The organism is Microbacterium sp. K35, from assembly GCF_004794375.1.
Classification (GTDB): Bacteria; Actinomycetota; Actinomycetes; order Actinomycetales; family Microbacteriaceae; genus Microbacterium; species Microbacterium sufflavum.
In genome coordinates this window covers 1-22903 of record NZ_SSDM01000375.1, presented here as the reverse complement: position 1 = coordinate 22903, position 22903 = coordinate 1, and the positions used below count along the sequence as shown (strand labels likewise).

Sequence of the window (22903 nt, the reverse complement as noted above, 5' to 3'; positions counted from 1 at the left end):
GAGGCCCAGGCGGCGCGGTGCCCGGCCGCCGCGACGCCGACCGCCACGTTGGCCTCCGCGCCGGCATGGGTGAGGGTCGCGGTGTCGGCGTCCGCGAGGGGGGCGCCGGTGGGGGTGATCAGGGCCATCGACTCGCCGACGCAGACGATCTCGGGCGCGGGGGAGGGGACGGGGAGGCTCATGAGGGGGTGACCGCCAGGGGTTCGGTGTCGGGATGCGGGCTCGCGTCGCGGTGACGCAGGTCGGGGAAGGCGCGGACGAAGACGATGGAGACCAGGAGGCCGACGCCGGCGAAGATCGTGGCGGCGAGGTAGGCGCCGCGCCAGTCGCCGACGTCGACGAGGAAGCCCGCGACGGCGGACCCCGCGGCGGCGCCGATCAGCTGCCCGGTTCCCGCCCAGCCGAAGGCCTCCGCTGTCTCGCTGAACTTGACGCTCGCGGTCGTGATGGCGAACAGGACCGCGAGCGCGGGGGCGATGCCGATGCCCGCCAGGATCAGGGTGCCCCCGAGCCAGAAGACGTTGAGCATGACCATGGTGAGCGCGAGCCCGACCGTGACGATGAGGAGCCGTCGGGCCATGGCCCACGGGCCGATCGGGATGTGGCCGAACGCGAGGCCTCCGGCCAGGCTGCCCGCCGAGAACACCGCGAGGATGAGGCCCGCCGCGAGGCTGCCGTGCTCGAATGTCGCGACGACGCCGACCTCCACGGCCGAGCAGGCGCCGATCAGGAGGAAGCCGATCACGGTGGCCAGCAGCACGGGGGGCTTGAGCACGACCGTGCCGAGAGCGTTGCGGCTGCGCGGGATGCGCACGCGCCCCACCTCGGGGGAGAGGATGAACCACGCGCCGCCGCCCACGAGCACGATCGCGACCAGCAGCAGCCCTTCGGTCGTGCCGATCTGGGTGGAGACAAGGGTGATGACGACGGGGGCGAGCACCCAGATGATCTCCTGCAGCGAGGCGTCGAGCGAGAAGAGCGGGGTGAGCTGACCGGCGTTGACGAGCTTGGGGTAGATCGTGCGCACAGCGGCCTGCACGGGAGGGGTGGAGAGCCCGGCGACCATGCCGAGCGCCATGTATCCCGGCACCGAGAGCGGGAGGACGGCCAGGCCGAGCACGGCGAGCACGCACACCGTCAGGGTGAGGGTGAGCACGCGACGCATGCCCCACGCGCCCATCCAGCGGCTGGTGATCGGCCCGGCGACGGCCTGTCCGACGCTGGTCGCGGCGAGCACGAGACCGGCCGATCCGTAGGAGCCGGTCTGCTGTTCGACGTGCAGCAGGATCGCCAAAGACATCATCCCGTTGGGGAACCGCGCGGTGAGCTGGGCGGCGATCATGCGCCCGACTCCCGGCGTGCGAAGGAGATCCCGATAGCCCGCCACCCGACAACGGTACCGGCCCGCGAGGGGGCTGCGGAGACGGCGTCGGGGACGACACGCCGCGACACGCCCGCGACACGCCGAAGAGCGAATTCCACAGGCATTCGGATGTCCGAGGCCCGGCGTACGGTGCCCCCTGTGGATGGATCTCTCCCAGCGTCTTCCCAGCCGCGATTTCACGCGGTTCGGGAGGGCTGCGAGCGCACCTCCGCCTGTGGAAGAAACGGTGGAGAACCTGTGTTGTATCAGTGGAGAGCGGTGGAAAAACTACACGGATGTAACTACTACCCCTTGTGGTCACTCCGAATGTCCGCACCCATATGTAGTATTGAGATCCCGGCGGGGGCCTGCCGGAGAAACCAGAGATTCGAGGGGAATCAGATGTCGATCACGGTCTACACCAAGCCTTCCTGCGTTCAGTGCAACGCCACCTACCGCGCCCTCGACGCCAAGGGCATCGAGTACGAGATCCACGACCTGTCGGAGGACCCGACGGCCCTGGAGCAGGTCAAGGCGCTCGGCTACATGCAGGCGCCGGTCGTCGTCACCGACGAGGACCACTGGTCGGGCTTCCGTCCCGACAAGATCGACGAGCTCGCCTCCCGCCTGGCGTGATCGGCCATGAGCGCCGTCGCGACCGCAGCGCCGCTCCTGGTCTACTTCTCGAGCGTGTCGGGTAACACCGCGCGCTTCATCGAGAAACTCGGGTTCCCCGCCCGACGCATCCCCCTTCATCGCACGGACGAAGACCTCGTCGTTGACGAGCCCTTCGTGCTGGTCACCCCCACCTACGGTGGGGGTGCGGGGCGCGGCGTCGAGAAGGGCGCGGTGCCCAAACAGGTGATCCGGTTCCTCAACGACGAGCGCAATCGGCGCCACATCCGCGGAGTGATCTCCGCGGGCAACACCAACTTCGGCGACGCGTTCTGCCTCGCCGGCGACATCATCAGCCGCAAGTGCCACGTGCCTCACTTGTATCGGCTCGAGATCTTCGGCACACAGGACGACGTGGATCGCGTGAGCGACGGATTGGAACGACGGTGGGAACTTCAGTGACCGAGACGGTGGCCTTCAAGGTGAACCCCGCATACGAGGGGCTCGACTATCACGCCCTCAACGCGATGCTCAACCTGTACGACGCGAACGGCAAGATCCAGTTCGACGCCGACAAGCGCGCCGCGCGGGAGTACTTCCTGCAGCACGTGAACCAGAACACCGTCTTCTTCCACTCGCTCCGTGAGCGCCTGGACTACCTCGTGGAGAAGGAGTACTACGAGGGCGCGGTCATCGAGAAGTACTCGTTCGACTTCGTGCAGAAGCTCAACGACCTGGCCTACTCCAAGAAGTTCCGCTTCGAGACGTTCCTCGGCGCGTTCAAGTACTACACGAGCTACACGCTCAAGACGTTCGACGGCAAGCGCTACCTGGAGCGCTTCGAGGACCGCGTCGTGATGACGGCCCTCGCCCTGGCCGACGGCGACGAGAAGCTCGCGGTCAACCTGGTCGAGGAGATCATCTCCGGTCGCTTCCAGCCGGCCACCCCCACGTTCCTCAACGCGGGCAAGGCGCAGCGCGGCGAACTCGTCAGCTGCTTCCTGCTGCGCATCGAAGACAACATGGAGTCGATCGCCCGCGGCATCAACTCCGCGCTGCAGCTGTCCAAGCGCGGCGGCGGCGTCGCCCTGCTCCTGTCGAACATCCGCGAGGCCGGTGCGCCGATCAAGCAGATCGAGAACCAGTCGTCCGGCATCATCCCCGTCATGAAGCTGCTCGAAGACAGCTTCAGCTACGCCAACCAGCTCGGCGCGCGTCAGGGCGCCGGCGCGGTGTACCTCAACGCGCACCACCCCGACATCATGCGGTTCCTCGACACCAAGCGCGAGAACGCCGACGAGAAGATCCGCATCAAGACGCTGTCGCTCGGCGTGGTCGTGCCCGACATCACGTTCGAGCTCGCCAAGAACGACGAGGACATGTACCTGTTCTCGCCGTACGACGTCGAGAAGGTCTACGGCGTGCCGTTCGGCGACATCTCGGTCACCGAGAAGTACCGCGAGATGGTCGACGACCCGCGCATCAAGAAGACGAAGATCAACGCCCGCGAGTTCTTCCAGACCGTCGCCGAGATCCAGTTCGAGTCCGGCTACCCGTACGTCATGTTCGAGGACACGGTCAACAAGGCCAACCCCATCAAGGGGCGCATCAACATGTCCAACCTGTGCAGCGAGATCCTGCAGGTGAACACGCCGACCACGTACAACGACGACCTGTCGTACGACAGCATCGGCAAGGACATCTCGTGCAACCTCGGCTCGATGAACATCGCGCTGTCGATGGACGCCGACGACCTCGGCCAGACGGTCGAGACCGCGATCCGCGCGCTCACCGCGGTCAGCGACCAGAGCCACATCGGCTCGGTGCGCTCGATCGAAGACGGCAACGACCGCTCCCACGCGATCGGCCTCGGCCAGATGAACCTGCACGGGTACCTCGCCCGCGAGCACGTGTTCTACGGTTCGGAGGAGGGCATCGACTTCACGAACATCTACTTCTACACGGTGCTGTTCCACGCGCTGCGCGCCTCGAACAACCTCGCCATCGAGCGCGGAACCACGTTCGACGGGTTCGCGGACTCGACCTACGCGTCGGGGGAGTTCTTCGACAAGTACATCGAGCGCGCCTGGGTCCCCGAGACCGAGAAGGTGAAGGAGCTCTTCGCCGGCAAGCACATCCCGACGCAGGAGGACTGGGCCGCGCTGAAGGCGTCGATCCAGGAGCACGGTATCTACAACCAGAACCTGCAGGCCGTGCCGCCCACGGGCTCGATCTCCTACATCAACAACTCCACGTCGTCGATCCACCCGATCGCGTCGAAGATCGAGATCCGCAAGGAGGGCAAGCTCGGTCGCGTGTACTACCCGGCGGCGTTCATGACGAACGACAACCTGGAGTACTACCAGGACGCGTACGAGATCGGCTACGAGAAGGTCATCGACACGTACGCCGCGGCCACGCAGCACGTCGACCAGGGCCTGTCGCTGACGCTGTTCTTCAAGGACACCGCCACCACGCGCGACATCAACAAGGCGCAGATCTACGCGTGGCGCAAGGGCATCAAGACGATCTACTACATCCGCCTGCGTCAGCTGGCGCTCGAGGGCACCGACATGACCGAGTGCGTCTCCTGCATGCTCTGACCGGCCTCCGTACCCCAAGGAACAACGAGAAATGACTCCGCACGAACCCCTCAAGCTGGTCGACAGCGTGCAGGCGATCAACTGGAACCGCATCCAGGACGACAAGGACCTCGAGGTCTGGAACCGCCTGGTGAACAACTTCTGGCTGCCCGAGAAGGTGCCGCTGTCGAACGACATCCAGTCGTGGAACACGCTCACTCCCGAGGAGCAGACGCTCACGATGCGGGTGTTCACCGGCCTGACGCTGCTCGACACCATCCAGGGCACCGTCGGCGCCGTGTCGCTCATCCCCGATGCGATCACTCCGCACGAGGAGGCCGTCTACACGAACATCGCGTTCATGGAGTCGGTGCACGCGAAGAGCTACTCGTCGATCTTCTCGACGCTGTGCTCGACGAAGGAGATCGACGAGGCGTTCCGCTGGTCGGTGGAGAACCCGAACCTGCAGAAGAAGGCGCAGATCGTCACGGACTACTACCGCGGCGACGACCCGCTCAAGCGCAAGGTCGCCTCGACCCTGCTGGAGAGCTTCCTCTTCTACTCGGGCTTCTATCTGCCGATGCACTGGTCGAGTCGAGCGAAGCTCACCAACACCGCCGACCTCATCCGCCTCATCATCCGTGACGAGGCCGTGCACGGCTACTACATCGGCTACAAGTTCCAGCGCGGGCTCGAGACGCTCGACCAGGCGCGCAAGGACGAGCTGAAGGACTACACGTTCTCGCTGCTCTACGAGCTCTACGACAACGAGGTGCAGTACACGCAGGACCTCTATGACGGTGTCGGCCTCACCGAGGACGTCAAGAAGTTCCTGCACTACAACGCCAACAAGGCCCTGATGAACCTGGGCTACGAGGCGATGTTCCCCTCGACGGTCACCAACGTGAACCCGGCGATCCTGTCGGCGCTCTCCCCGAACGCGGACGAGAACCACGACTTCTTCTCGGGGTCGGGCTCCTCGTACGTCATCGGCAAGGCCGAGGCCACGGAAGACGACGACTGGGACTTCTGAGTCCCCCTGTGCGGCGTCACGCATTGCGGCGCCGCCACACGTTGAAGTTGGCACACGTCTTAGGACGTGGCACTGATTCGGTAGTTGGCGTAGGACACCATTGAGAGTGGGGTGCGAGGCGGATGCCGAACAAGCCGCACCCCACTCCCAAGGATCTCACCAAGTCTTGGCCGGACGTTCCGTCTACGGACCCCGCCGGCGAGGCCGCACGCACGTTCGTCGTCAATCTGCGCGCCGCCATGCGCGAGAAGAGCATCCGACGTGTTGCCGCAGATGCGGGCATCGATGAAGGGACCGTCCGTCGAGTTCTTGACGGATCGGCCTGGCCGCACTTTCGAGCGATGGTGCTGTTAGAGGAATCCCTCGGGGTGCGGTTGTACACGCGGTAGTCGTCTTCACGACACGCGCTCGCGACCGAGGTCGTTCAGTCCTCGTCGGCCGGCGCGAGGCTGACGACTGCCGCGAGATCGTGCCGGCTACGACAGGCCGCGGTGAGAAGCAACACGGCCTCTGCGTCCAGCTCGGTCGCTCGCGACGCGTCAGGGCTCTTCGAGCCGTCCTCGCGGTATTCCAGACGCGGCACGGGAATGACCGGACCTCCGGCGCGCTGGTATGTCTCGGCGGCGTCAGAACGCACCTTCGTTGTGCACGGCGTGATTCCGAGCGCTCGAGCGTCGGAGAGAACGTCCCGGTATAGATCTTGTTCGTCAAGGGCGACGCAGATATCCAGCAGCACCGTGAGGACATAACTACTCAGAGAGCGAGAGAGCGTTGTCGCCTCCAACACTCCTCCGAGGAGTCGCTCGACGACCGACCTCGGGTTGTCATCCATCGTCCCGAGCCCCAGGCCGTTGAACGCCGGGTCGGTGCGGTCCATCAGCCACTTCGCTACCGAGCGGAGATATGCGGCAGCCGTCGCAGGATCGCGTCGGTGGAGGACTAGGACGGTCGGAATGATGGAGACGGCGAACTGGTCCGATATGGGGCGCGCAACTCCAGGGTGATCTGTGGCGAGTACGCCGACAACACGTTCGAGCTCGCCTCGAATCGCCGTAGAGTCCGACGAGAGTGCGGCCAACGCCAGAATCTCCGTGAGGCGCACGAGTGTGACCGCGTAAGGGACCATGCCGGTCGGACCAGGGTCTCCGAGCGCGAGGTGGGCGGGATCGTCCAGATGGGGCGCGACCGCCTCCAGCAACTCGAGCGCGATGCTCTGGAAAAGACGCTTGGCGGAGCGGGCTTGCAGGTCGGTCGTTTCGGACTGTTCGGTGCCGCACGCTCCACGGAAAAGCTGCAGGGCGCACATCGCGGCGAGATCCAGGCGGCTCCGCACCTGGAAAGCGTTGATGAGCATCGCGGCTTCGAGGGACGCGACTCCAGGCTTGGGAGCGTCAATCCAACGGCGAGTGAATCGCTCGAGAGAAGGTTCGTCGACGGCGTCGGAGCGAATGTCGGTGAGCATGCGCTGCAGTTCGCTTTGCTCATCGAGAGAGACCAAAGCCAACTCCGGGCTCGACACGAGCCACGCGGCCAAGTGTTCTCTGTCCCAGAACTCGATACGCCACTCGTTCCTGCGGTGGATAGCTGCCGCGTACTCCTGAGCATCGGTGGGGGCGGCGCCTTTCAGGCGGCCTGTGGTCAGGAGCACAGCAACGCGAGGGATGGTGCCATCGAAGTGAGGGTGAGCACGAGTGTTGTACCCGGCTTCCTCCAGCTGCGGGCGAACGGCCCTCCAGTCGCCCTGACCGATGTCGCCGGCCTTGGACTGGATCGCATACTGCTCGATGACGCCTGTCTCCGGGTGCCGTCTTTTCGCGATGACGTCCTTGCCGAACTCAAACGTTCCGTGAATGAAGTGGATGTCGTGAAAGCCTTGAACTGTGAGAACGGCGAGCACCGTCGGGTCAAACTCACGCTCGGTGACCGTGTCAAGAAAGGCGCCGACGGCTGCGTGAAGCACGCTGCTCCTCTCGTTTCGCGGCGATGATGGCGTCAAAGCGTCGCCCCTGCTCTTCGGTTGGAGGGTTCTTCCGGAGCAGATCGTGGAGCGCTGGAGTGATGATGAGGGAGAGGTTGTGGTTTCCGTCTTCGTCGAACTCGATCTCCATCGTCTGGACGGCTGTGATGAAGTTCTCAGCAGGGTTGCTGTCCGTCAGAGACAGTACGTTGCCGCTCGCCGTGGCCACATCCGACATGAACCCGACCATGTCCCTGGTCTGTTGGTCGCCGAGACTCTCGGCGAGCTCAAGGACGTGCCCAAGCGCGGTTCCGACGTCGAACGTGAGCGCTGTATCCAGCGATATCTGCATGTCGTGCTGATGGGAGAACTGCCGGAAGTCCGCTGACTCCTCTTCAGGAGCGGAATCATCGGCGAGATCGGATAGCTCATCGAGTGTGTGGCGGGTGACTCCTTGGAGCACCGGGTAAAGGTCTTCGACGAGAGTGTGCACGCTGTCGCTAAACCAGTCCCACCCCGCCTGAACGTACTCCCTCGGAACGGCGGGCACGGGCGGTGGAGCATTCGCCGGTTCAGGTTGCATGTTTCGACGGTACTCGGGGCAGCGGACGACGGATCACTGGCCGTGACTGGCGAAGCCGCTTGCGACCTCCCACGATGCCCGTTCGAGCCCGTCAATCTCCTCTACGACCGCCTGAGCCGTGGTGTCCTCGAACGACAAGACCACGTCGAGGGCTCCGTCGATCTCTTCGACGTCCACGCCGTGATCCCGAGCATCGCGAATGGCGTCGGCGATAGATGGATGGATGAGGTCGGTGACCAAGACGAGCGTGACGGCGTCGATATCTTCAAGCAGCGAGGCTGCGGTGTCGATATCGGCATCAGGGCCGAAAATCGGGCCGTTGTCATCCCACACCATCTCCAGGTCGGACTTTGTGGTGACTTCTTCACCTGCCCGTTGGAACGTCGCGACAACCGTCATACCGAATCGGGTGCGCCTGAGGACGGCGGAGACAAGATCAGGTGCGAGAACCACGCCCCAACGTCGCCGAAGCCGCTCAGTCACGTCGACCTCGGTTGTAGTCGCGGCAGGACCCTCCGCACTGGCAAGTCGCAGCAGCGTATCAATCGCGCGGCGCGGAGCTGTGCGGAAGAACTCTCGGTTCTGGGTGTCGCGAAACTCCGCGAGCTCCGCGTGAATGGCTCGTTCGAGTTTTCTCGGATTCTCCGTCGACTGGGCGTAGAGGACGACGAATGGGGACGGAACCCCCGTGCTGTACAACTGCTTCGCCCGCGCTTCAGGCGACCCCGTCGTCATCCCGATCTTGACGAGCTGGGGGAAAGCGCAGTTGTGGAGTATGTAGACGGCACCCATGCCGCCACCTTATCGACACGCTGCGTCGCCCCCATCGAAAGGAAATGGGGCTGGCTCGTCGCTGTGCGGGCGGGGATGAACGGCCTTGCCTCGCGAGCCGACGCACTATTGAGTTCGAAGAGTGTTGGTCAGCTGCTCCCGGATCGCATCGACGTAGTCACCATCCAGACCAAGGTCCCCGCGTGCGGCGATGAACGTTGTGTCCCACTCGCGACCCGACGTGGTCCCCGGAGTCAGCAGCACCCCGATAGTGGTCACGTTCGCCATATCGGCGATGGCAAAGAAATCGTGATGCTGCAGTTCGACTCTGGCGTGGAAGACCATCTTGGCCATTTCGTCCAACCTCGAGGCAATCATGAAGACGATGGGCGAGTCGAATTCGTCGCCGGCGATGGGAAGGTAGATGCGTGCTGAGGTGATGAGGGAACGCCGTGACCAGGTCTTGGCCTCTGACATGTAGACCTGCAGCCTCTCTCCGAGATCGCTCCTGGAAGCTACCGGGATGCTGTCCAGGCGTGAGAGGAGCTCAATTCGCGTCAGCTCTTCCTCCGCGGGGATGCTGCACAACGCGACATCTTCTTGGATGGTGCGGAGAACGAAGTGGGCGGACGTGGCGGCTGTGCCCGCAGGGTCGAGCGGTGCGAGGGGGACTGAGGATACGGTGGCGCCCTGGGTGGCCCATTCCGGCGCCGATGGGGGCGCAACGTCAAGATCGGCGAGGGCCAGCTCGTGGTACCGAACGGGCTCGGTACCGAGGGCGACGTTCTCCCCGGTGACCCTCCGCAGGTAGCTGACGACGGAGCGGGCGGAACGAAGCTGGTTGAACAGGAATTCCCAATCTCGTCTCAACATCACGACCGCATTAGAGGGCGTGTCCGGCGGCATGTAGCCGTCCGGCACCTTGTCGTGGTCTACGAGGACGAGGGAAATCCACGTGAGGGTCGTGCCGTCGATGGTGACTGTTCGGCCTCGCCTGTTGCGCATGGCAACAGGCCGAGTCGACAGAAACCGGATGGAGCCCGCGCCCTGTTTCAGGCCCTTCGTGATGTTCTTCGTGAGCCAGTTCGACTCTCGCTCTTCTAGGTCTCCCGATTGCTCGCGGCTTTTCGACTGAATCATCACCGCGGTTCCGCTCGTGATGAGAATGCCGTCGCCGACCTCGCGCACCCCGCTGCCGCTGGTCTCGTGGGCGGGCTCGAAGATGAAGTCGGGCATGCCCCAGATGGCCGCGGCGGCGCGGATGGCATTCTCCGCTGCGATGCCTCGCTCCATCTCGGGAGGTAGGGGTACGGCGGGCAGGATGGTTCGGCGCCGCACCCCGTCCTCGGTTTCGATGAAGAGTGTGATTCCGTCAGACATGCGCTCAGGCTAGCGCCGGTCTCCGACACGTAGATTGCCTGAATCGACGTCGGCCAGCAGCGTCTAAAGGAATCAGGACAGGGTTCGCGTCGTCCGCACCGGCGGATGGGACACTGCAAAGACAGGCTTTTATTCCGATGACGTGAGGAGCGGTTCCATGTCTCTGCAGGTGACGAAGAGCGCGAAAGACGACGACAGAGACATCACCGGGCTGTGCGGCACCGGGTGGAGTCACTCGAAGACCACCGCCATCGCGAACATCCAGCGGGTCCGCACCGCCTACTTCGTTTCGGTCGGCGGGCGAACCGTCTACGTGCGCGTCGGTTCACGCAATGGGCGCCCCTACCTCACGACCGCTCCGGATGGTTACTCGCCGAACAACCTCGATAACCTGCCTGACTGTTAGCAGGGTGTCATGACCGGTAGCGAGGACGACCTGGGCGCATCTATCATCACCCAGATGTTCGACCTGTGGGTCGACGCCGAGCTGCAACGCCGCGGGGCGTCGCGTGGCGATGTCTTCGCAGCTCTGGTGGAGCTGCCCCCTCATGGGGTCCCCATCGTCCGGATCAACGAGGAAGTTGTCCTCGCGGCTCGTGCCTCGAAGGATTCCGGTATCACGTCGGGCACTCCGGTGACGTCGGAGAACATCGACAGTCTCGAGGACGTGTGGCCGACGAACATCGGCCCGGACAGCGGCTGGACGCTGTTCTACCTGCTGGGCGACGCAGCCCAGGTGGCCTTCGACTTCCGGTACAACAAGGGCCAGGCGAACCGGCTACTCGATCTCGCCCGTGACTATCTGCTGACGTCTAGGACGATGGTCAGCACAGCCATCGGGCCGGCGGTTGACAGTCTGTACTCTGCCGCGGAGCTCACCGTCCAGGTCCAGATGCTCAGCCAAGCTCAGCGGACACGAGTTCACCAAGCCCGGGGGGAGTGGTTGCAGGCGAACGAGGATCTCGGCAACACCCCGCAGGGCTTCTCCGCCGTCCTCCAACGGTTGAGGGCGGAGCGGGCAGCTGCCCGCTATGGCGACGGGACGGTCACCGTCACGTCGGACGAGATGACGGTGTTCATGGACACGATTGACGAGGTCATCGAGTTCGCTCGGGGCCAGTCAGAACGGGCACTCTTCGTGGGTGGTGCCGATCTGGGACTCGCGGATCGACATCTCCATCCCACAGTCCGCGCACGTCGTCCCGCGCCGGCGCTCGCATGCGCAGGCCCCGCAGTCAGGGCAGACGTGGTGCATACACGTCGGGCAGAGAACCGCATCGTTGCGAGAGAACGAACTGTCACAGCTCGCGGACTGGCACTCGATGTCGTCGCGATCCCACTGCGCCGTCCCGAACCGGTAGGTGGGCCGCGCGACAATCAGCAGGTGCGTACCGCTCGCATCCCATCCCCAGTCGTAGGTGATGTCGGAGCGGGCGGAGTTCGTGGAGTAGATGAAGCCTTCGGTGGCCCCGCGTGTACCTTCGGGGCCTGCGGTGAGCGCACGGAAGTCGGGCTGCACGCTGTTCTTCGGTGGGCGCGTCAGGCTTGAGGTCTCGTGCGATTCAGATGACAGCACGAGTCCCGTGAGCGGGTCAGCGACGATGATGACGGCGTGCGGTTCGCTCTCCTGTGACCATGCGGAGGCACGGATGGTTGCGGCCTGTCGCGACACGTGCCCGTTGCGTGTGAGCGCGCGAATGAACGCAGGGGTCAGCTGGCCGGTCCACGCGTCTTCGACGATGCGCTCCGGCATGAGTAGGTTTACTGCGACGCGGTTGCTGACCGCTTCTTCGACATGGCGCATCATGACGGGGTCGCTGTGGCGAAGGACAGCCATGACGTCCATAGCCCACTCGTCATCGTGACGTTGCAGGTGATGTCCGAACTCGTGCGCTGCAGTGAAGTTCGCCCGAGCGGTGGGCTGCTGTCGGGACACTCTGATACGTGCGGGCGGGCTGGAGTAGGTGCCGTGAAGCTCGCAGGTGGTGTCGACCTGTGAGCTCCATTCGAAGTCGATGTGGTCGGAGTCTTGGAGCGCTCGGATCACGTCCGACTCGAGAGCCTCCCGTGGCTGGTCGAACTGCATGTGTTCGAGGAGGTGCTCGGCTGCGGCGGCGATGTTGTCTGGCTGCAGCCATTCAGCGGCAGTGCGAACCTCAGGAAGCATGAGCGTCTTGGATGAGGAGACGGAGTGTGTCTGCTGCGCGTGTCGATGCGCGTTCCGAGACGCTGTCGGTGCGGGCAGCGAGAGCGTACGCACTCCGTGCGGCGTTGCGTGCCTCACGCTCGGAGGTGCCCGCCGCTTCGCAGAGTTCAACGACGAGCAGCTTCACGTCAGGCGACGACAGCTCTCGGGTCGGGATAGTGGAGGCGTGGGTCGTCCAGGAGGCATCTACCAGCTCGCGTTCCTCAGCGGTGAGGAGATGGCCGTCCCACAGATCCACCACCCGTTCGGTGTCGAGGCCGGTCGCGTCGCGAAACTGACGGGGTGTCATGCCGGTGGCGTTGACGTCGATGGTCACCTCAGTCTCCGACGGCCATTCGATGAAGCAGCGGCGCTGGTAGTCCTGCAAGAGCCGCATGAGGTCATCCACGTTGGCGGCGCCAGAGCCGGGGACAAGCGTCTCCAACTCTCCACGGCCCGCAGCCCACCGGCGCATCTCCCGCAGCTGCGCGTCGCCCAGCACGCGTCCCAACCGGCGATGAAGGAGGAAGGTCCCGAGGCCGGTCTCCGCCTGCGGCCAGAGGGTGACCGCCACCTCACCGAGCACTGCGGGAATCTCTGTCGAGCTGGCCTCGCCGTGCGTCAGAGGGATGCCGAGCACGAAGTCGTCGTGCACCTGAGCGATGACGACAACGCCTTCATGAGCGCCGTCCCAGGACAGCGCCCAGGCATCACCAGGCACCAGCGCCGCAGGTTCTGCGGTCAGCTCGGTGATCCAGTCGGGTGTTCCGGTCGCGTGCACAGTTGTGCCCTTTCGTGGAAAAGCAAAGTCTGCCAGCTTATCTGACGTTTGATCTATGCGCGGTCTCGTCAGAAACCGCTGACACGGTCATAGAACTCCCGCAGCCGTCCGGCTTCGTCCGTTCCGAGGGAACCGTAGAACTCGCAGTCGCTGGGCCGAGAGAAGTGTGCGCGGAAGATGCTGTGCTTGTGGCGCACGTCGAACATGCCCGGCAGGTCTAGACGGCAGGACAGGTCCACTTCGCTGAGCATGCAGTGCTGCTCGTCAAACCCTCCGCGCTGCGACGTGCGTCCGAGAACGGTGACGACATCAGAACGCGGGTGCACGACAACGTTTCGGCGTGGTGCGTCGTGGGCGTCGGGGACGACGTGAGTCGCCACGCCGTAGATGTCGGCGAACTCCGGGTTCTCGTCAGGCATAGTCGTATCGTATCGACGTCGCGGACATCGTCTTCGCGCCATCGACTCGCGCCGCGGCGCCCGTCTCGGTTTCTGTAGTCGCCGACCCCGGTTACACGCTGTGCGGGTTCGCACCTGAACGAAGCGCGAACCGGCAAGATGCCACGCTGCAGAGAAGCGTGGCGATCTCCTTCCTCCGGCTCCATCCTGCGACGAGGGGGTCAGCGACGCCTGCAGGGTGCGGTGGATGTCGTTCGCGTTCGGCATGATGGTCTCGTGCGCCGTGGAATCGGCGTGAACGAAGGGGTGGGGGATGAGCTGGCTCAAGAGGCTGTTCGGTGGCGGTACGACGAAGACGGACACGGCACGGGCCGTGCGAACTCCGGCCCAGCCGCCGTACTTCGCCATCATCGATGTGGAGACCACGGGGCTGTCGCCCAAGAGGGACCGCGTGCTCGAACTCGCGGTGGTGCGTGTAGATCAGCGCGGCCAGGTCGTCGATGAGTGGTCGACGCGGTTCAACCCGGAGGGACCCGTCGGGGCTACTCACATCCACGGCATCACGGACGCCGACGTCGCCCACGCGCCCCTGTTCCGCGACGTTGCAACCTCCATCGTCCCCTACATCTCCGGTCTTCCTATCGCCGCCCACAACGCGCGCTTCGACCTCGGGTTCCTCCGTGCGGAGTTCCGACGCGCAGGGTGGGACGTCCCGTGGCTCCCTGCGTATTGCACGCTCGACGGCAGCCACCACTATCTCCCGAACCTTGACCGACGTCGTCTGATTGACTGCTGCTGGAGCGCCCAAGTACCTCTGAACGACGCGCACTCCGCACTCGGGGACGCTCGCGCGACAGCCGGACTCCTGCGCCATTACCTCCAGGCCCAGGGACGAGTGTCGCCGCACCCCGCGCTTGTGTCCGTTCCGAACGAGGCGCGCACCGTCGTCTGGCCGACAGGCCCCAGCCGTCCGCCGCTCACGTTCTTGCCGGACGAGCCGGCGACTCGCCGCCGCACTCGACGGCCCACCACCGCGCCGCAGCGACCGGCGCTCATCGCGCAGCTCACGAAACTGAGCCTCGCGGAAGTGCTGGACGAGGGCGCTCCGGTCGGGTCGCTCACCTATGTCGAGACGGTCCTCGATGCCCTTGAGGACGGCGTCATCACCGACGCTGAGGCGGCCGCGCTCCAAGACCTCGTCGAGGCGTACGATCTCAGCGCGGCTGACATCACGGCGGCGCACACCGCGCTCCTCCTTGCGCTCGCCCATAACGCGCTCGATGACGGGCATGTCTCCGGTGATGAGCGCGCGCAGCTTGAGGCCATCGCTTCGGCGTTGCGTCTGCCCGCAAAGATGGTGCCGGGACTCATCGCCGAAGCTGATGCTGCCCGCGCCGCGCGTCTGAGCGCAGGCCTGCGGCCGCTGCCGAGCACGTGGGTGCACGGTGACCCGCTGCGTGTGGGGGACAAGGTCGTGTTCACCGGCTTCGTGGGGAAAGACCGGCAGCGGGCGCGCCTCGAAGATCGTTCCCGAGAGCTGGGGGTGCGCGTTCTCGGCTCAGTCTCAGGGCTGACGGCGATGCTGGTCACCGACGGGTCGTTCGCCGGCGGGAAACTCGAGCGTGCACACGAGCTGGGAACACGGATCGTCGACCCTGAGACGTACGCTGCCCTGTTGAAGCACCTGCAGCCCGCCCTCGCTGCCGCCCCGAAGGTCGCACCGAGAGCGCCGGCTACGCAGCGCAAGGTCCCGGGGACGGCCGTCCCGGGGACGTCGCCGGGGGAGATACGCGCGTGGGGGATCGCTAACGGCTATGCGGTCGGTGTCCGAGGCAGATTGTCCGCGGAGCTGAAGGCCGCGTACGAGGAAGCGACATCGTTGACCGGTGTGTGAGGGTGCTCGATCTCTGCACGCTACAGCGGCAGGATGACCGTGCCCATCACCGAGGTCAGCCTCGACATGATGGTCGTCCACAGCCCCGTGAGCATGAGCGCGCCCAGGCTGATGAGCAGCACTCCGCCGATAATGTTGATGACTCGGATGTGCCGACGCAGGAAGCTGACCGCTGACGCCGCCCAGCCGAAGCGGAGTGCGACGATGATCTCCTTATGGGGCGTGCAACAGTCGACCGTCGACTTCTACCAGGTGATCCGCATCTCCCCGAAGACAGTCGTCGTCCGACGCGTCGATGCTCGCATCGTCGAGATCGTCGGCCCCATGGACGCCATCGTCGAGGCCGTGCCCGATGCGTTCCGTGACGAGGAGCAGCGCCGTCGCCCCCGCATCGAGTCGGGGGAGTGGGTGGTGGATGTGGAGAGCTGGGAACGAGCAACGCGATGGGATGGGACGCCGGCGCACACGGTGCGGTATGCGTAAGGCGACAGATCACGTATCGTCGAGAGGAGAGACGGCGTTGCCCCACACCCAACAGCGAAACGATTGTCCCTCGGCTCTGAACCCGATTCCGGCGGCTGTTGGGGTGGAACGAAGAAGCACTGCGTCCACGCGGATCGGTTCCGGCCCGAATCGCACCCACGCGCGCACCTTCGTGTACGGCCGCGGATAGATGGTGACCGGTTGTTGTCGAAGGTTCAGCTCGCGGTCGGTGAGCGACTGTAGAGGTCCCGCCTTCGCGGCCTGAAGAATCGAGCGGTGCTGCGCCTGCATGTCATACAGTGACGCGAGTCTCTTGCTGGAGCCCACGGGATCCTTCCTCCGGCCGAGCAGGTTCAGCGTAGGGCAAGGTTCGGACACGGCAGCCAACCCGGTTATGGTCACCGTATGGACGCGTGGATGATGCTCGACGAGATGCTTCGACCGTGGGTGGTGCCGGTTGGATCGGCCCTCGCTGGTGCTGTCACCGGTGGAGTCGTCGCTCGCGTCGTCTCTTCCGGCGAGGCTCGCCGGATTCGACGTGAACGGTACGGGCAGAACATCCTCGCGGCCCTGGGGTCAGCGGGTATCGCGGCGCGACGTGCCCAAGACCAAGCGGAGAACGAAGACTACCTCCATGAGACCGGTCAGGCTCCGGCGGGTCCGGAGGACATCAGCGAGCCGCTGATGCTTCCGAGCGAAGCGCGCGAGATCTGGGTGAACACGCAGTTGGCGGCGTCCATCGAGCGCGGCCGCACCGCCGGCCGCGCGATGAACGGGTGGGCGTTCCACATGCATGAGTCGCTCCTTGCCGGAATGCGGAAGGCCCCGGAGCTGGAGCGACTGCGGGAACAGTTGCGCCTGGGGGAGTATCTGGTCGTCGCATGGTTGGAGGGCAACGCCACAGGCGTCGACTTCAAGCGATCCGAGGACGATGTGTATGCCCGCTTCGCGCCCCAGTACACCGACGGTGACCGTCCTGACTATCGACCGTTCTTGCCTGGTGTGTAACGTCACGGTGAGCAGATTGTCGGCAAAGGAGCCGACCCTGACGGGCCCCAAGAAGGTGTTAGATGGATCGTCTCGAGACGAGTCGGAGTTGGCTAGGGAATTGACGTTTCTACCAAATTCTGCAGTCGCCCGTCCTCGTCGAGGCCTCGCAGAATATCAACGTGAGGAATGTCGTCGGTTCCGAATCTGTATCTACGGATCATGAGCTCGCGCAGTGCACCACCGTCCGCGTCGGGCGAGCGGTAACCCAATCCCCATCGTTGCGCGATGCGTAGAACCTGACCGAAAAGATCCAGTTCCAAATTATCGAGCGGCACGTCGTCCGGCATTCGGGGGTCGGACTCTGTTTCCCGGCGTGTGGCGAGGTCCGGATGCGCTTGTGGATGGACAGTCTCCACATCAAGGCCAAGCACCTCCATCCGCCACCTCAAACCCATCGTCATCAACACGCCGAGGATGTGCCAGTCCCTCCATGCGTCCGCTCGAAGGTTCTCAATGGTGGTTTGCACTGTCGTGCGAGACAACAGAACCTCGAGAGAGTACCGCCACGTTTCCGCCGCCTCGTAAGTGAGCCGGATTGCTTTCGCCGCCTCGTGCTCGTCGTATCCGGTTCCCAGCGTCTCGGAAGCGGCGAGGTGGTCGCGGGACACCGGCTCGAACGAGGCGGACGATGAGGGTCGGGTTGCTGCAGCACATCGCTCGTAGTGATCCTCGCGAGGGAGATCGGCCGAGTCTCGGTATGGACGGATCGCGAGGATCTTGTGGGGGAGACCCGCACGCATCATTCGCCCTAGTATCTGCTCGAGGTCGGCGTGCGACCGTGCGTGCACGACGCTGAACAATTCAATCGCGGTGGCGACGAGACCTTGAGCGAGGGCGTTCACGTCGGCAACTTCGTTCGCCATAGTGATGGACACAGAGATCACGTTGTCGGTCACGGGTCCGATGGCAATGGACGCGGCCTCCTTGGCGCCGGGATCAACGCGGATGGAGGCGTCGATGGCGGAGCAGGTGATGACGGGATCGTGGGACGCGATGTCGGCTAGGAAAACCTGGAACGCGGCGAGGAAGGTTTCAGCGAGAAGCACGGTGTCTCGGCTGTTCTCGAACGAGAAGCTCCACCGCGTACCGAGCGCTTCCCAATCGGCAATGCGCTCTGTACCGAGGTCGGCGAAGACTGGGCCGGCGTACTGCTCACTCGCCAGAACTTGGAATGAGTCTTCGGTGGGGAGAACTGTCTCCGGCGCTGGCAGCAGCGGAGTAATCGAACGGTGAACTCCTGAGCCGGCATGAGTTAGCGTGAGCAGATGCTCGAGATCGGGCCAGTACTGACGAGTCGCGCTCAGCTGCCGCACTTCGTTTTGTAGATGATTTTCTAGCTCGGGATGCTCGGCAAGATCGGTCGGGCGATTGGCGAGCGCGTTGTGAACGAACACTGCCTGCCTACCCCACGCGGACGCGTCCGCCCAGCATCCCGCGAAATGCGCGGCGTCGGATGCCTGGAACAGCGCGCGTGGCGCGTGTGCGCGTACGTCATCATCTGAGTTGCCTTCGGCTAACGCCGCGGCGTGAGCGAAATGCATCTTGGCCGCGTACGGGAGCCCGAGCTCAAGATAGATCTGACCGATGTAGCGCAACGTGACGACCTCATCTGCGTGAAGGTCGCCGTGGAGGCGCAAGGCCTTCGCCGTGTGAAATTCTCCGAGGGCAGCGAGGAGCTTTCCTGACTCGTACAGACGGAATGCGCGCTGGTGCGCGCGATCCGCGATTGCGGCATCCCCGTCGACGGCTCCAATGGCCGTATCAAAGGCATCTCGCACGTCGGAGTATCGCGGTTGCGATGACAGCGCCGGGGCGAAGAGCTGGAAAGTGTCGCTGATACTTCGGGCGGAAAATCCGCGTGCGCGCGGTAGCAGATCAGTGACTGCGCTCAGGTGCTCCATCGCGCCGGAGATGTCAAGGACGTCATCCTCATCGTCGAACGCGCCGTCAAGGTCGGTCTCGTCGAACTGTCTACCTACGGTCGGGTCGAATCGGCGGCGCTCCGGTGTCCCATACAGCTCCTCAGCCCTGACCCAATTCGGCTGAAGCTTCGCGAATGCGAGAACGCTATTCAACGATGCCGCTCGAATCGGGAACTCGGCCGGATCTGTGGCCTGCAGCATCTCGGAGACGTGAGCGACGAATCGACTTCGGGCGGTGTCGATCTCCATGGCGTTAGCAGTCGCGACGCCGGACGACCACATGCCGCCCCAGTACGCGAGAAGAACGGTTGCGTCGTCGAAGACATGCGGACGGTCACTCGCATGCGCGATCTCCAGGGCGCGGCGGATGAGGTCTTCGCTCCCTTCGGCGATTCCCATTCCCCGGAAGCGCGAGATGGCGATCTCGTAACAGGCGCGGAACACCAGCTCGTCGTCATGTTCAACGGCAAGGAACGCACCCATGAAGTCGATCCATTCCGGAAGGTCAGAGTTCGCATGTTCGTCCCATGTCGCGTATCTCATGCCGAGGGCGATCTCTCCTTGGGTGGCAGGAGTCAGCGCGGCCGGCCCGCGATTTCGGCGGAGGTCTGACAGTAGCTGGGCATACTCGGCTGGCACCGTGGAGGTGTCAGGTTCGGGCACCATCGACGCTGGAAGCTGAAGGTAGGCCTGAGCGACCCAGATGAGGTCAGGCTCGGCGAGAATCGTCGAGATCTTCTCACCGCTGTAAATATCGAGAGTGACCGAGTATGTTTCCCGGGCAGTCTTCTGCAGGTCGTGAACTGTCGCCTCGGGTATGGAGATCGCGCTGTATACGGCGACAACTTCCACCGGGGCGGCGTCCAGCGCACAGATTCCTGCAAGATCTGCGAGCACTTTGGCTTTCAGACCTGTGCTCTGAACTGTGCACGCAACAACGATGGGCGAGGTTGAAGCCGCAGCCGCGAAGCCAGCGGAATGCGGCAATTCGTCCGGAATGCGAGTCGTGTAGGACTCGGCGTCGCGCTGCTGGTCGCCACCAGCGCTCACCGGGCCGTTGGCTATGAGGATGTTCGCGCTGAGGCGCTTCCGGGCGATGCGGGTGGCGATCTTCTCGAACTCGTGATGTTCGTTCCGCTCGGAGAGGCCATGGAGGCGGTAGTTGATGAATGCCTCTGCCTCGAGGGTCTTGTCGCTCATGCATCCATCTTGTCGCCATTTGCCTCGACGGCGCTCTGGGGCGATGCTGGTCGAATCCTCGCTGCCTCGTCGTCGAGCACTCGCGATAGCAGTCGACGTGCTCCACGACAACATCCTCGGAGACGCGTCCATCAGAAAACCCGGAATTCCGGGGCTCCAAGACTGTGCCAACTTCTACGACGCAACAGCGTCGTCGCCCGAGGGGGTGACTTCAGGCGGGACTTGAGCCAACTGCGACAGATCTGCGCCAGGTTGGTCGACGCCGCACACCCCCGGCCGACGTCGACGATCGATAGGCCCCGCGACCCGCTCACCATGAGCAGGTGGCGGGGCCCTTCCGCGTGGACGTGCACCCGGCAGTCGTCACCGGGCGTCGCGCTCGTCGGCCAACCGGGCGCGGCGCTCCTCCTCGCGCTTGGAGTACGTGGCGGCCCGGATCGCCTCGTCGGACTCCAGGCCGGTGCCCAACGCCCCGCCGACAGTCGCCGCCGACGCGACGAACCAGGTGAGCACGAACAGATCGCCGAACTCGACGGACCGCCCGAGGTCTTCACTCATGACCGCGGGGTCGAGGACGAACAGCGCCCACGCCAGGTTCACGACGTAGAGCGTCAGATAGCAGATGACGATCCCGACGGTGAGGGTCAGCAGCGTCGAGGTGTTGTAGAGATGGGATCGCTCCCGCGCCGCGGGCGAGTCGTCGTCGGGTCGGTCCCACAGCCTGCCGTCGATCACGATCCAGGCGATGATGATCGCGATCGAGGCCACCGTCGCCGCCACCAGGCGCCAGGGCGACAGCGAGAGGGCGAGAGACCACACGGTCGGCTCGATGGTCGCCACCGCGCCGGTGGCGAGGGCGGCGACGAGCGCCGATTTGAGACCCGCGGCGAGCCGCCACGGGCGGTTGGCCAGCACCATGCCCAGGAGCACACGCCCCCGGGCGCTGAGCCGGGGGAGCGGCAGGCGCTGCTCTTCCGGCGAGACGGGTTCAGCCATCCCGTCCACGAGGCCCCGAACCGCGTGTCGTGCGCGGCGCTGCACCCAGAACCCTCCCAGTGCGGGAAGCGACAGGACGGCGGAGCGCCGTCGAGGGTGGACCGCTGCCAGGAGATAGCGGCCGTCGTCGTCGCGGAGCGGAAGCTCGGTGACGCCGATGACGAGGTCCCACCCGTGCTGATCGGCGTGCGAGCGGAGTCGCTCCAGAGCGACGTCGACATCCTCCGACCCGAGGGTGAACGGCTCGCTGACGAGCTCGACGATCCATCCGTCGGCCTCGGCGGCGAGCGGTGGAGTGAGGCCGGTCATCCGGCGCGCAACGGCGGTGGGCGACGCCGGATCCGCGACGAGACCCACTCTGATCGTCTCCATGCGCGGAACCTACACCCGCACCGCGCCGGCCCCAGGGCCTTGACAGCCCCGGACGAGTCCTCCTCCCGCGAGCGCAGCACGGCCTTCGCATGCGGGAGAGTCGCCCGCTACAGTCGTGGCATGGGAACCATGCAGTACGGGAGCGGCAGCGAGATCCAGATCGAGGACCGCGCCCTCGCACACCTCAAGGTCGCGATCGCGACCAAGCTCCGCCGCAACGAGAGCTTCACGCTCTCCTGGCGTCACCCCGAGGGCGACACCCCCGGTCGCTCGACCATCTGGCTGCACCCGTCCATCCCGCTCCGGTTCACGTTCGAGGAGCCGGAGACCCCGCAGCTCAACGTGAAGTGGATCCAGGCGCTGATGGTCGAGGCGAGCTCGTCCGGAGGTATCAGCCTGGTCGACGAAGTCATCGATGGTCCCGCCGAGTAAGCGCTCGGCGGTGCCGGCGTGGCACTGACCCGCGAGGCACTGCGCCGTGAGCTGGGGGAGGCCCTCGGTCGTCCCGTGTCGTCGGACACCGACTGGGCGGAGGCCTTCGCCGGGAGAGCGTCGACACCGCGCCTCCAGCTCGTCGCACTGCTGCTGATCATGGACGTCAGCCCGCAGCTCGTGAACGGGTGGCGGCATCGATCGGCCGAAGACGATCTCATCCGCTCCCTCCCGCGCAAGAAGCTGCCCTGGGACGCGGAGACCGCGGCGTTCGCCCTGCGCGCCGCGCTCGCCATCGATGCCATGAGCTATGTGTGCGCCCCGGCGCTGCGCGGCGCCGAGACGGCGATGGACGCCGGGCATCGGGATGCCGAGCTGTATGAGGCGCTCGAGGCCAGCGTGCAGCACCTCGACGGGCTGATGTCCGGACGGTTCGCCTCGCGCTACGGCGTCGACAAGGATCTCAAGGTCGCGCGCCGCCTGCGGGCGTCGTTCCTGCCGTCGGGAGTCCTCGACCTCACGGTGGTCGACGACGGAGACGAGTGGGCCGAGCGGGCACGACGACTCGCCCGCGCGCTGCCCGTGGATGACATCGAACCGATCGTGCGGCACCTGGCCGCGCTCGGACACAAGGCGCCGTCCCAGACCTGGCAGCGCCAGGCGCGGCAGCACGTGCAGTCCGACGCCGGCCGCCGTTTGGTGCGCGAGTGGATACGCGCCGCGGCCGAGACCGGGGTGGCCGCGGACGGCCATCTCTTCACGCCGTCGAACGAGGATCTCGTGCGCGCGGCCGTCGTCGCCGCGCGCTGGCTGTCCTCGGACGACGTACCCGCGCCGCTGCTCGGCGCGCTCGCCCGCCAGGGCGCCGCCACGCGACCCCCGCAGACCGAGTCGCTCGCCCTGCGG

The 22903-nt window shown here is 65.0% G+C and carries 21 protein-coding genes and 2 pseudogenes; 11 read left to right on the top strand and 12 right to left on the bottom strand.

What is annotated here, in order from left to right; genetic code table 11:
- Window positions 1-182: pseudogene (locus DW299_RS15770) on the bottom strand (sugar kinase); the annotation flags it as partial.
- Window positions 179-1342 (bottom strand): MFS transporter, encoded by a 1164-nt coding sequence (locus DW299_RS15765; protein ID WP_136031136.1) that lies wholly within the window; start codon window positions 1340-1342, stop codon window positions 179-181. The pseudogene DW299_RS15770 and the gene DW299_RS15765, both read right to left, overlap by 4 nt.
- 423 nt (window positions 1343-1765) lie before the next feature.
- On the opposite strand from DW299_RS15765, the gene nrdH reads away from it, so the two are divergent.
- The 4 genes from nrdH to nrdF are packed head-to-tail and all read left to right on the top strand — an operon-like array spanning window position 1766 to window position 5593.
- Window positions 1766-1999 carry a glutaredoxin-like protein NrdH gene (gene nrdH, locus DW299_RS15760; RefSeq protein WP_017202656.1) on the top strand — a complete coding sequence of 78 codons (234 nt, stop codon included), beginning with the start codon at window positions 1766-1768 and terminating at the stop codon, window positions 1997-1999.
- A 6-nt stretch (window positions 2000-2005) separates the two neighbouring features.
- The gene (nrdI, locus tag DW299_RS15755) at window positions 2006-2440 is read left to right on the top strand and encodes a class Ib ribonucleoside-diphosphate reductase assembly flavoprotein NrdI (RefSeq protein ID WP_136031133.1); all 435 of its coding nucleotides are present in this window, start codon (window positions 2006-2008) and stop codon (window positions 2438-2440) included.
- The gene (nrdE, locus tag DW299_RS15750; RefSeq protein WP_136037132.1) at window positions 2437-4581 is read left to right on the top strand and encodes a class 1b ribonucleoside-diphosphate reductase subunit alpha; all 2145 of its coding nucleotides are present in this window, start codon (window positions 2437-2439) and stop codon (window positions 4579-4581) included. Before nrdI ends, nrdE begins: the two co-directional genes overlap by 4 nt.
- Window positions 4582-4612: 31 nt before the next feature.
- Window positions 4613-5593: a class 1b ribonucleoside-diphosphate reductase subunit beta gene (gene nrdF, locus DW299_RS15745; protein ID WP_136037131.1), complete on the top strand. Its 981-nt coding sequence runs from the start codon at window positions 4613-4615 to the stop codon at window positions 5591-5593.
- Window positions 5594-6017: 424 nt separating this feature from the next.
- On the opposite strand, the gene DW299_RS15740 is transcribed toward nrdF, so the two are convergent.
- The 4 genes from DW299_RS15740 to DW299_RS15730 form a co-directional block, all read right to left on the bottom strand.
- Window positions 6018-7553, bottom strand: a complete 1536-nt coding sequence (locus DW299_RS15740; RefSeq protein WP_168443163.1) for a restriction endonuclease — start codon at window positions 7551-7553, stop codon at window positions 6018-6020.
- Window positions 7522-8133, bottom strand: coding sequence for a hypothetical protein (locus tag DW299_RS19260; RefSeq protein ID WP_168443162.1), 612 nt, complete (start codon window positions 8131-8133; stop codon window positions 7522-7524). Before DW299_RS19260 ends, DW299_RS15740 begins: the two co-directional genes overlap by 32 nt.
- A gap of 33 nt (window positions 8134-8166) precedes the next feature.
- Window positions 8167-8925, bottom strand: coding sequence for a GIY-YIG nuclease family protein (locus DW299_RS15735; protein WP_136037129.1), 759 nt, complete (start codon window positions 8923-8925; stop codon window positions 8167-8169).
- 105 nt (window positions 8926-9030) lie between these two features.
- Window positions 9031-10284, bottom strand: coding sequence for a hypothetical protein (locus DW299_RS15730; RefSeq protein ID WP_136037128.1), 1254 nt, complete (start codon window positions 10282-10284; stop codon window positions 9031-9033).
- A 157-nt stretch (window positions 10285-10441) separates the two neighbouring features.
- On the opposite strand from DW299_RS15730, the gene DW299_RS15725 reads away from it, so the two are divergent.
- Window positions 10442-10690, top strand: a complete 249-nt coding sequence (locus DW299_RS15725) for a DUF3892 domain-containing protein (RefSeq protein WP_136037127.1) — start codon at window positions 10442-10444, stop codon at window positions 10688-10690.
- A gap of 9 nt (window positions 10691-10699) precedes the next feature.
- Window positions 10700-11833, top strand: coding sequence for a hypothetical protein (locus DW299_RS19545; RefSeq protein ID WP_240745428.1), 1134 nt, complete (start codon window positions 10700-10702; stop codon window positions 11831-11833).
- Window positions 11834-11938: 105 nt separating this feature from the next.
- On the opposite strand, the pseudogene DW299_RS19715 reads toward DW299_RS19545, so the two are convergent.
- The 3 genes and pseudogenes from DW299_RS19715 to DW299_RS15710 form a co-directional block, all read right to left on the bottom strand.
- A pseudogene (locus DW299_RS19715) lies at window positions 11939-12370 on the bottom strand (ImmA/IrrE family metallo-endopeptidase); the annotation flags it as partial.
- A 70-nt stretch (window positions 12371-12440) separates the two neighbouring features.
- Window positions 12441-13250 (bottom strand): hypothetical protein, encoded by an 810-nt coding sequence (locus DW299_RS15715; RefSeq protein WP_136037125.1) that lies wholly within the window; start codon window positions 13248-13250, stop codon window positions 12441-12443.
- 68 nt (window positions 13251-13318) lie between these two features.
- Window positions 13319-13669, bottom strand: a complete 351-nt coding sequence (locus tag DW299_RS15710; protein WP_136037124.1) for a hypothetical protein — start codon at window positions 13667-13669, stop codon at window positions 13319-13321.
- Between the two features lie 292 nt (window positions 13670-13961).
- On the opposite strand from DW299_RS15710, the gene DW299_RS15705 reads away from it, so the two are divergent.
- Both DW299_RS15705 and DW299_RS15695 read left to right on the top strand, forming a co-directional pair.
- On the top strand, window positions 13962-15542 hold the full coding sequence (locus DW299_RS15705) for an exonuclease domain-containing protein (protein WP_136037123.1): 1581 nt from the start codon (window positions 13962-13964) through the stop codon (window positions 15540-15542).
- 222 nt (window positions 15543-15764) lie between these two features.
- On the top strand, window positions 15765-16025 hold the full coding sequence (locus tag DW299_RS15695; RefSeq protein ID WP_136037122.1) for a hypothetical protein: 261 nt from the start codon (window positions 15765-15767) through the stop codon (window positions 16023-16025).
- Between the two features lie 9 nt (window positions 16026-16034).
- On the opposite strand, the gene DW299_RS15690 is transcribed toward DW299_RS15695, so the two are convergent.
- Window positions 16035-16352 carry a hypothetical protein gene (locus DW299_RS15690; protein ID WP_240745427.1) on the bottom strand — a complete coding sequence of 106 codons (318 nt, stop codon included), beginning with the start codon at window positions 16350-16352 and terminating at the stop codon, window positions 16035-16037.
- A 78-nt stretch (window positions 16353-16430) separates the two neighbouring features.
- Here DW299_RS15690 and DW299_RS15685 point away from each other — a divergent pair, with 78 nt between their 5' ends.
- Window positions 16431-17033 carry a hypothetical protein gene (locus tag DW299_RS15685; protein ID WP_136037121.1) on the top strand — a complete coding sequence of 201 codons (603 nt, stop codon included), beginning with the start codon at window positions 16431-16433 and terminating at the stop codon, window positions 17031-17033.
- Window positions 17034-17125: 92 nt separating this feature from the next.
- Here the strand turns inward: DW299_RS15685 and DW299_RS15680 are convergent, their stop codons facing one another.
- On the bottom strand, window positions 17126-20197 hold the full coding sequence (locus tag DW299_RS15680; RefSeq protein ID WP_136037120.1) for a hypothetical protein: 3072 nt from the start codon (window positions 20195-20197) through the stop codon (window positions 17126-17128).
- A gap of 363 nt (window positions 20198-20560) precedes the next feature.
- Window positions 20561-21565 carry a hypothetical protein gene (locus DW299_RS15675; RefSeq protein WP_240745426.1) on the bottom strand — a complete coding sequence of 335 codons (1005 nt, stop codon included), beginning with the start codon at window positions 21563-21565 and terminating at the stop codon, window positions 20561-20563.
- 120 nt (window positions 21566-21685) lie between these two features.
- Between DW299_RS15675 and DW299_RS15670 the strand changes: the two genes are divergently transcribed.
- Together DW299_RS15670 and DW299_RS15665 are read left to right on the top strand one after the other, a co-directional pair.
- Window positions 21686-21997: a DUF7882 family protein gene (locus DW299_RS15670; RefSeq protein ID WP_136031128.1), complete on the top strand. Its 312-nt coding sequence runs from the start codon at window positions 21686-21688 to the stop codon at window positions 21995-21997.
- An 18-nt stretch (window positions 21998-22015) separates the two neighbouring features.
- The coding region (locus tag DW299_RS15665) for a hypothetical protein (RefSeq protein ID WP_136037119.1) at window positions 22016-22903 on the top strand (888 nt) is incomplete at its 3' end.

Coding starts and splice junctions, on each gene's coding strand:
- DW299_RS15765 (WP_136031136.1), bottom strand. CDS start 1,342: ATGATCGCCGCCCAGCTCACCGCGCGGTTCCCCAACGGGATGATGTCT.
- nrdH (WP_017202656.1), top strand. CDS start 1,766: ATGTCGATCACGGTCTACACCAAGCCTTCCTGCGTTCAGTGCAACGCC.
- nrdI (WP_136031133.1), top strand. CDS start 2,006: ATGAGCGCCGTCGCGACCGCAGCGCCGCTCCTGGTCTACTTCTCGAGC.
- nrdF (WP_136037131.1), top strand. CDS start 4,613: ATGACTCCGCACGAACCCCTCAAGCTGGTCGACAGCGTGCAGGCGATC.
- DW299_RS19260 (WP_168443162.1), bottom strand. CDS start 8,133: ATGCAACCTGAACCGGCGAATGCTCCACCGCCCGTGCCCGCCGTTCCG.
- DW299_RS15735 (WP_136037129.1), bottom strand. CDS start 8,925: ATGGGTGCCGTCTACATACTCCACAACTGCGCTTTCCCCCAGCTCGTC.
- DW299_RS15730 (WP_136037128.1), bottom strand. CDS start 10,284: ATGTCTGACGGAATCACACTCTTCATCGAAACCGAGGACGGGGTGCGG.
- DW299_RS15725 (WP_136037127.1), top strand. CDS start 10,442: ATGTCTCTGCAGGTGACGAAGAGCGCGAAAGACGACGACAGAGACATC.
- DW299_RS19545 (WP_240745428.1), top strand. CDS start 10,700: ATGACCGGTAGCGAGGACGACCTGGGCGCATCTATCATCACCCAGATG.
- DW299_RS15710 (WP_136037124.1), bottom strand. CDS start 13,669: ATGCCTGACGAGAACCCGGAGTTCGCCGACATCTACGGCGTGGCGACT.
- DW299_RS15705 (WP_136037123.1), top strand. CDS start 13,962: ATGAGCTGGCTCAAGAGGCTGTTCGGTGGCGGTACGACGAAGACGGAC.
- DW299_RS15685 (WP_136037121.1), top strand. CDS start 16,431: ATGGACGCGTGGATGATGCTCGACGAGATGCTTCGACCGTGGGTGGTG.
- DW299_RS15680 (WP_136037120.1), bottom strand. CDS start 20,197: ATGAGCGACAAGACCCTCGAGGCAGAGGCATTCATCAACTACCGCCTC.
- DW299_RS15675 (WP_240745426.1), bottom strand. CDS start 21,565: ATGGAGACGATCAGAGTGGGTCTCGTCGCGGATCCGGCGTCGCCCACC.
- DW299_RS15670 (WP_136031128.1), top strand. CDS start 21,686: ATGGGAACCATGCAGTACGGGAGCGGCAGCGAGATCCAGATCGAGGAC.